Annotated in this window: 7 protein-coding genes; all 7 read left to right on the top strand. The window is 70.0% G+C overall.

What is annotated here, in order from left to right; all coding sequences use genetic code 11:
• Window positions 1-418, top strand: a 418-nt coding sequence (locus HY726_22290; protein MBI4611727.1) for a peptidase S41, incomplete at its 5' end; no start/stop codon positions are given.
• Window positions 419-526: 108 nt separating this feature from the next.
• Complete coding sequence (gene tsaD / locus HY726_22285) at window positions 527-1528, top strand: tRNA (adenosine(37)-N6)-threonylcarbamoyltransferase complex transferase subunit TsaD (protein ID MBI4611726.1); 1002 nt, start codon at window positions 527-529, stop codon at window positions 1526-1528.
• A 246-nt stretch (window positions 1529-1774) separates the two neighbouring features.
• On the top strand, window positions 1775-2857 hold the full coding sequence (locus tag HY726_22280; protein ID MBI4611725.1) for a PAS domain-containing protein: 1083 nt from the start codon (window positions 1775-1777) through the stop codon (window positions 2855-2857).
• A 6-nt stretch (window positions 2858-2863) separates the two neighbouring features.
• Window positions 2864-4297: a sigma-54-dependent Fis family transcriptional regulator gene (locus tag HY726_22275; GenBank protein ID MBI4611724.1), complete on the top strand. Its 1434-nt coding sequence runs from the start codon at window positions 2864-2866 to the stop codon at window positions 4295-4297.
• A gap of 139 nt (window positions 4298-4436) precedes the next feature.
• Window positions 4437-5876 carry a Si-specific NAD(P)(+) transhydrogenase gene (gene sthA, locus HY726_22270; protein ID MBI4611723.1) on the top strand — a complete coding sequence of 480 codons (1440 nt, stop codon included), beginning with the start codon at window positions 4437-4439 and terminating at the stop codon, window positions 5874-5876.
• Window positions 5873-7087, top strand: a complete 1215-nt coding sequence (locus HY726_22265; GenBank protein ID MBI4611722.1) for an LLM class flavin-dependent oxidoreductase — start codon at window positions 5873-5875, stop codon at window positions 7085-7087. Before sthA ends, HY726_22265 begins: the two co-directional genes overlap by 4 nt.
• Complete coding sequence (locus HY726_22260; GenBank protein ID MBI4611721.1) at window positions 7048-7881, top strand: alpha/beta hydrolase; 834 nt, start codon at window positions 7048-7050, stop codon at window positions 7879-7881. Before HY726_22265 ends, HY726_22260 begins: the two co-directional genes overlap by 40 nt.
• The last annotated feature ends 270 nt before the right edge of the window (window positions 7882-8151 follow it).

Here is an 8151-nt window from a genome sequence, read left to right as displayed (position 1 = left end):
GGGCTTCCCGATCGTGGCGCTGATCAACCAGGGCAGCGCGTCGGCCTCCGAGATCGTCGCGGGTGCCCTTCAGGATTGGAACCGGGCGATCCTCATCGGCACCCAGACCTTCGGCAAGGGGTCGGTGCAGACCATCATCCCGCTCTCCGACGGCTCGGGGCTGAGGCTGACCACCGCCAAGTACTTCACGCCCAAGGGTCGCTCGATCCACGGCAAGGGGATCGCCCCCGACATCGTCGTCGAGCCGCCCAAGGTCGTCGCGGCGGCCGATCCGGGGAAGCCAGCCGGCGAGACCTCGCCCCAGGACGAGCTGAAGCGGGACGTCCAGCTCCAGCGAGCTCTGGACCTGCTCAAGGCCATGCGGATCCTCGAGAAGAGCCGGCCCGCTGTCGGGGTTCCGCAAGCCCAGAACCGCTGATCGCTGGCGGCGCCGGCGCCTGGTCCCCGAGGGCGGCCGCCGCCGGGCGTTCCTTTCCTCTTCTGCCTCGCGGCCGGCGTCGGCGGAGCCAGGACGGCGAGCCTCGAAGTGCGACTGCTCGGCATCGAGACCTCCTGTGACGAGACGGCGGCGGCGGTCCTCGCCGACGGCGAGAAGATCCTCTCCTCGGTCGTCGCCTCCCAGGACGACGTTCACACGCCTTACGGGGGCGTCGTCCCCGAGCTGGCCTCCCGGCGCCACGTCGAGGTCATCCTCCCGGTGGTCGAGAGCGCACTGAGCCGGGCCGGGGTCCGGCTGCCTGAGCTCGACGGGATTGCCGTGACCCAGGGGCCCGGGCTGGTCGGCTCGCTCCTGGTCGGCTGCTCGGTGGCCAAGGCCCTCGCGTACGTCCACTCGCTGCCGTTGGTCGGGGTGAACCATCTGGAGGGTCACATCTTCGCGGCGTTCCTGGTGGAGCCCCGGCCGGCGTACCCGTTCCTCGCGCTGGTCGTGTCGGGCGGCCACACCGCCCTCTACCTGGCGCGGGAACCGCTGAGTTACCGGCTGATCGGCCAGACCCGCGACGATGCCGCGGGCGAGGCCTTCGACAAGGTGGCCAAGCTCCTGGGGCTCGGCTACCCGGGCGGCCCCGCCATCGAGCAGACGGCGCGTTCCGGCGACCCCGCCGCCATCGCCTTCCCCACCGCCCAGATCACCGACGGCGCTCCGGACTTTTCCTTCAGCGGGATCAAGACCGCCGTGTCCCTCTTCGTGAAGCGTCACGCGCCGCTGCCCGATCGGATGGTCGCCGACGTGGCGGCGTCTTTCCAGGCCACGGTGGTCAAGATGCTCACCGCGAGGACCGTCAGGGCCGCCCGCCGCCTGAGCGCCAAGCGGATCGTCCTGACCGGCGGCGTGGCAGCGAACCGGGCTCTGCGGGCGGCGCTCCAGGCCGAGGCCGAGGCGCGCGGGTGGGAGCTCTACATCCCTCCGCCCTCGCTCTGCACCGACAACGCCGCGATGATCGCCGCTGCCGGCTCGGCGCGCCTCCTGGCGGGCGAGCGCGCGCCGCTCACCCTGAACGCCGAACCCGCGCTGAAGCTCGCGTAGGATGACCACGCAGCGGGGTGTCCGCCTTCGCTCAGGCCTCCTCGCCTCGACGGGCGCGGCTCGCTCGGACACCTCCGCTGGCCCCCCCATCCCCCCGCCGCGGGGGGCGTCCTCGCGGCCCACCAATCGTTGGGCCGCTCGGAGCGCTGCGGTGTCCTGCGCTTCGTCGCCCGCCGGGCACCACCGAAGGTGGTCGCGTCGGATTCGCTCCTCCGGGCATCCCCGGCGCATGGTCGGATAAGAGTAGTGGCGCGGCTCGACTACGAATCGTTCCTGACGGGTCTTCCCGACGCCGTCGTGGGCGTGGACGACGCGCTCCGGATCATCCTCTGGAATCCCGCGGCCGAAGCGCTCTCGGGCCGGTCCGCGCGGCGGGTCATCGGCCGCACGCTGAAGGAGATCTTCCCGCCCGATTCGCCGCTGGTCCGCCACCTGGCGGAAACGCTCAGGAGCGGGGAGAGTCGGTCGGAGTCGGAGGCGGCGATCGACGGATCCGAGGGTCGCCCGATTCCCGTGAGCATCGTCACCGCATCGCTCGCGGGTGGGTCGGGGGCTCCGGAAGGGGCCGTCGCAGTGCTCAGGGATCTGACCCGGATTCGCCAGCTCGAAGAGGAGGTGCGACGGGGAGAGCGGCTGGCTGCCCTCGGCCGGATGGCGGTCGGCCTCGCCCACGAGATCCGGAACCCGCTCGGGGCGATCCGCGGCGTCGTGCAGCTCCTGCGGAAGGAGCTGGGTGCCGACCCCCGCTGGGACGAGCATCTCGAGGTGTTGCTCAAGGAGGTGGACCGGGTAAGCCGCATCCTCGAGCAGCTTCTGGACTTGGGCCGGCCAGTCCAGCTCCGCCCGGTGCCGCTCAATCTCCATCAGCTCCTCGAGCGCGTCGCGCTGCTGACCGAGGAGGTGGCGGCCGGCGTTGGCGTCACGATCGTCCGCCGCTACGATCCGAGCCTGCCTCCCATCCTCGGCGACGAGGACCGCCTGATCCAGGTGTTTCACAACCTCGTCCGCAACGCCATCGAGGCCATGCCCGGCGGGGGCCGCCTCACCCTGACCACGCGCCTCTCGCTGAACCCGCTCTTCTCGCGGGTGGCCATGGGGAGCGGGCCGCGCAGCATGGTGGAGGTGCAGGTGACCGACGAAGGCCAGGGGATCCCCGAAGGGTCCCGGACCAAGATCTTCGAGCCGTTCTTCACGACGAAGGAGACGGGCCTGGGTCTCGGCCTCGCCGTCTGCCACCGGTTGCTGGAGGAGCACCGGGGAGCGATCCAGGTCGAGAGCGAGCCCGGCAAGGGTACGACCGTGACGTGCTTCCTGCCGATCGCGAAGTAGAGGGAGATGGCCGAGGGACGCATCCTGATCGCCGACGACGAGGAGGGGCTCCGCTGGGTCCTGGAGAAGGGCCTCAGGCAGGAGGGGTATCGGGTCACGGCCGTGAAGGACGGCGAGTCGGCGCTCCGTGAGGTCCAGGCCGAGCCCTACGACCTGGTCTTCCTCGACGTCCGGATGCCCGGAATGGACGGGCTCACCCTGCTCGGTCGGCTTCGCGAGCTGCGCCCCGAGGCTCAGGTCGTGATCATGACCGCGCACGGGACGATGGGAACCGCGATTCAGGCCATGCAGGGCGGCGCCTACGACTACCTCGCCAAGCCGTTCGACCTCGACGAGGTGCTGCTCCTCGCCGAGCGGGCCCTGACGGCCAAGCGCCTCGCCCAGGAGGTGGCCCGGCTCAGGACCGGCCTGCGCGAGGTCTGGGAGTTCGGGGCGCTGGTCGGCCGGCACCCGAGGATGCAGGAGGTCTTCAAGACCATCGGCCGGATCGCGGCGAGCGATGTCACCGTGCTCCTCCGGGGCGACTCGGGCACCGGCAAGGAGCTGGTGGCCCGGGCCATCCACCACTACAGCCGCCGGGCGGGTCGGCCCTTCGTGGCGGTCTCGTGCGCGGCGATCCCGGTGTCACTGCTCGAGTCCGAGCTCTTCGGCCACGAGCGCGGGGCATTCACGGACGCAAAGGAGCGGAAGCTGGGGAAGCTGGAGCTGGCCCACAACGGGACCGTCTTCCTCGACGAGGTGGGCGACATGCCGGGGGACCTCCAGGCCAAGCTGCTCCGCGTCTTGCAGGAGCGGAGTTTCGAGCGCGTGGGCGGGCACGAGTCGATCCACGTCGATGTGCGGGTGATCGCCGCCACCAACCGGGACCTGGAGGCGATGATCCGGGACGGCCGCTTTCGCGAGGACCTCTTCTACCGCCTCAACGTAGTCTCGCTGACCCTCCCGCCGCTGCGCGAGCGCCGCGGAGACATCCCGCTGCTGGCCGAGCACTTTCTGGCGAAGTACGCGGCCGACCTAGGCGAGCGCGCGATCGCCGCCGAGGCGCTCGATCGCCTCACGGGCTACGAGTGGCCGGGCAACGTGCGGGAACTGGAGAACGTGATCCAGCGCGCCATGGTCATGGCCTCGGGAGGCGTGATCCTGACGGAGCACCTGCCGATCCCCCCGGTCTCGGCCGCGGCCTCGGCGACGGCCGATGCGACCCTCGAGGAGATCGTCCAGCAAAAGCTGGCCGAGTGTGTCCGGGGGCTCAGGGGCCGGTCCGAGGCCAGGCTCTACGACCTTCTCATCGCCCTGGTCGAAAAGCCGCTCCTCAAGGCAGTGCTGCGGGAGACGCGGCGCAACCAGGTCAAAGCCGCGGCGCTGCTCGGTATCAACCGCAACACGCTCAGGAAGAAACTCAAGCAGCACGGGATCGACCCCGACACCTTTGAGGGCTGAATGGCTGTTCGAGCCGAGGCGCTTCGGACGAGCCGCAGGCGTGGCAGTTCGAGCCGAGGCGCTTCGGCGCAGGCAGCCTCATCGCCTGCGCCAGCGCCGAGGCGAGGCCCGAGTAAATGAGCCACGAGGCGAGGCCTGAATGAACTCCTACGATCTTGTCGTGATCGGCTCCGGGCCGGCGGGCGAGAAAGGCGCGGCCCGGGCGGCGTACTTCGGCAAGCGCGTGGCCCTGATCGAGCGCGCGCCGGACCCGGGGGGCGCGGGGGTCAACACGGGGACGGTCCCGTCCAAGACCCTCCGCGAGACGGCGCTCTACTTCTCCGGCCTGCACCAGCGCGGGCTCTACGGCGTGGATTACACGGTGAAGCGCGACCTCACCGTGCGCGACTTCATGTACCGCGAGCAGGAGGTGGTCCGCTCGTTGCGTGAGGTGGTGAGCTGGAACATCGAACGGCACCGGATCGACCTGATCCGGGGGCAGGCGACCTTCGAGGATCCCCACACCGTCAGGGTCAGCCGGTCGGGCGCGCCCGACCGGCTCGTTCGCGGCGACGTGGTCCTGATCGCGACGGGCTCGATCCCCAACCGGGGCCGTGACATCCCGTTCGGCGATCCGCGGATCTACGACAGCGACACGATCCTCGGGATGGAGCGGCTGCCGCGCTCGCTCGCCGTCATCGGGGCCGGGGTCATCGGCTGCGAGTACACGACGATCTTCGCGGCGATGGCGATCCGGGCGACGCTGATCGACGGCCGGGACCGGCTTCTCTCCTTCCTTGACGCCGAGATCTCGGACCGGTTCAGGCTCCAGATGGAACTCCTGGGTGTGGATCTGCGGCTCCGGGAGGGCACGGCGCGGATCGAGCCCGGTCCGGATACGGTACGGCTGGAACTCAGGAGTGGGGCCGTCCTCGAGGTGGATAGTGTCTTCTTCGCCGCGGGCCGCCTCGGCAACACCGAGTGCCTGGGACTCGAGCGAATCGGCATCGCCGTCGGTGACAGGGGCCACGTCACGGTCAACGAGCACTACCAGACCGTGGTCCCCCATATCTACGCCGCCGGCGACGTGATCGGCTTTCCGGCGCTGGCCGCCACCTCCATGGAGCAGGCCCGGGTGGCGATTGGTCACGCCTTCGACCTCCAGTACAAGACGCGCGTGGCGCCGATCTTCCCGCTGGCCGTCTACACGATCCCGGAGGTCTCGATGGTCGGGGAAACGGAGGAGAGCTGCCGAGCCAAGCGGATCGACTACTGCGTCGGGCGGGCCCTCTACCGTCACAATGCCCGGGGCCAGATCGTCGGCGACCTGGCGGGTCAGATCAAGCTGGTTTTCCGGGCGTCCGACAAGGTGCTCCTCGGCGTGCATATCATCGGCGAGGCGGCGTCGGAGTTGATCCACGTCGGGCTGATGCTGATGCAGGCGGGCGGGACCATTGACACGTTCATCGACACCGTCTTCAACTATCCCACGCTGGGCGACGCCTACAAGTACGCGGCCTACGACGGCCTGGGCAACCTCGAGCGCCGTCGGGAGGGGCCCTCCGCGCGATCGGCCCTGTCCGTCGAGGAGGAGCGATGAAACTCTGCGTGTTCCACCTGATGCCTTACCGCTTCCTCCCGGAGGACTTCGAAACCCGGTACCGTTCGGTCTGGGTGGACGTGCCGAGCCAGCTCTACGACCCCGAGAAGGGCCGTGTTCTCTATCACGAGTTCCTCGACGAGCTCGAGTTCGCAGAGGCGGCGGGGTTCGACGGGCTCTGCGTCAACGAGCACCACCAGAACGCCTACGGGTTGATGCCTTCCCCGAATCTCATGGCCGCGGCGCTGGCCCGCCGGACCTCGCGCGCCGCCCTGATCGTGCTCGGCAACAGCCTGGCCCTCTACAACCCGCCGGTGCGCGTGGCGGAGGAGTTCGCGATGCTCGATGTCCTCTCCGGCGGACGCCTGGTGGCGGGCTTCCCTGTCGGAACGTCCATGGACTCGAACTTCGCCTACGGCGTCCCGCCCGCCACGCTGCGGGAGCGCTACTACGAGGCTCACGACCTGGTGATCCAGGCGTGGACGCGCGCCGACGTCTTCGCGTTCAACGGCAAGTACACGCAGCTCCGCTACGTGAACATCTGGCCCCGCCCGCTCCAGACGCCGCACCCGCCGGTCTGGATCCCGGGCGGCGGGAGCGTGGAGACCTGGGAGTGGACGGCGCGGCAGGACTACGTCTACTGCTACCTCTCGTACTTCGGCTACAAGCACGCGAAGAAGACCATGGATGGCTTCTGGGAGGCCATCGCCCGGCTCGGCGCCGACGAGAACCCCTTCCGCGCCGGCTTCCTCCAGCTGGTCGGCGTGTCAGAGACGGATGCCCAGGCCGAGACGGACTACGCGCCCCACGTCCACTACTTCTACCAGAAGTGCCTGAACGTCTGGGAGGGGTTCGCCGAGGCGCCCGGCTACCGGACGGTGCGGACGCTCCGGACCGGCGCGCGGCCTCAGGTGGGGCTCGCGGCCAAACAGATCCGCGCCGCGCTCACCTGGAAGGACTACGTCGAGCAGGGCTACATCGTCGCGGGGAGCCCGGCGACGGTGCGCGAGCAGCTCACCGACTGCATCCGCAAGCTCCGGGTGGGCCACCTCATGGTGCTGCTCCAGATCGGGAGCCTGCCGAAGGAGCTCACCCTCAAGAACATCGAGCTCTTCGGCCGCGAGGTGCTTCCGCACCTCCGCGACCTCTGGGTCGGGCAGAAGGACCGCTGGTGGCCGTCGGGCGCTGCGCCGGCTGCCCCGCTCGAATGACGCCGCGCGAGCGGGTCGTCGCGATCCGGGAGGGCGCTGTCAGCCTCCGCTGCCTCGTCGAGGGGCGGGGCGCACCGGTCGTCTTCTTCCACTCGTTCGAGGGGCTTCGGGCTTGGCCCGAATTTCTCGAGCGACTGGCGCGCCGGTTCACGGTGTACGCCCCGCTCCATCCCGGGACCCAGGGCTCAGACGGTCTGGAGACGCTCGACGAGCCGCTGGATCTCGCCCTGGCGTACGACGAGTGGCTCGGCGCCCTCGGGCTCGGCTCAGCCTCGCTGGTGGGTCACTTCTTCGGCGGGATGGTGGCCGCCGAGCTGGCGGCCCTCTGCCCGGGCCGCGCCCGCGGCCTGGTCCTGCTCTCGCCGATGGGGCTCTGGTTGGACGAGGCGCCGCTGCCCGACGTGGCGAGCCTGCCGCCGGCGGACCTCCAGCCGCTCCTCTGGAAGAATCCCGCGTCGGCCAGCGCCAGAGCCTGGGCCCCGCCGCCGGCCGACGAGGAGGCGAAGGTGGCCATGCAGATCGAGAGGATCGAGCGACTGGCGGCGATGGGGAAGTTCGTCTGGCCGCTTCCGGACCGTGGGCTCAAGAAGCGGCTCCACCGGATCAGCGCCCCGACGCTGCTCCTCTGGGGCGACGCGGATCGGCTCAACCCGCTCGCCTACGGCGAGGAGTTCGTCCGCCGGATCAAGGGCGCCGAGCTCCGGCTCGTTGCCGGGGGGCATATGTTCCCCTACGAGTCCGCCGAGGCGACCGCGGGCAGCATCCTGGACTTTCTGGCCCCGCTGGCTGCATAAGCGCAGAACGGGCAGTTCGAGCCGAGGGACGTCGGCCATGCCGCAGGCAGGCCCGTCACGAGGCGAGGCCCGAGTGTGGAACTTCGAGCCGAGGGAGTTCGGAGGAGCCTCCGGCGACGACACTCACGCGGCTAGGCCCTAATCGACATTCGAGCCGAGGGACGTCGGCCATGCCGCAGGCAGGCCCGACACGAGGCGAGGCCCGAGTAAAGGAGGCCTGTGATAATCCGTGTGGGAGTCTTCGGGCTGGGCACGATCGGGCGTCAGATC

The sequence above is a fragment of the Candidatus Rokuibacteriota bacterium genome, from assembly GCA_016209385.1.
Classification (GTDB): Bacteria; Methylomirabilota; Methylomirabilia; order Rokubacteriales; family CSP1-6; genus JACQWB01.
Note: the sequence above shows the minus strand (reverse complement) of the source record. Positions and strands in the feature narration are given on the sequence as shown.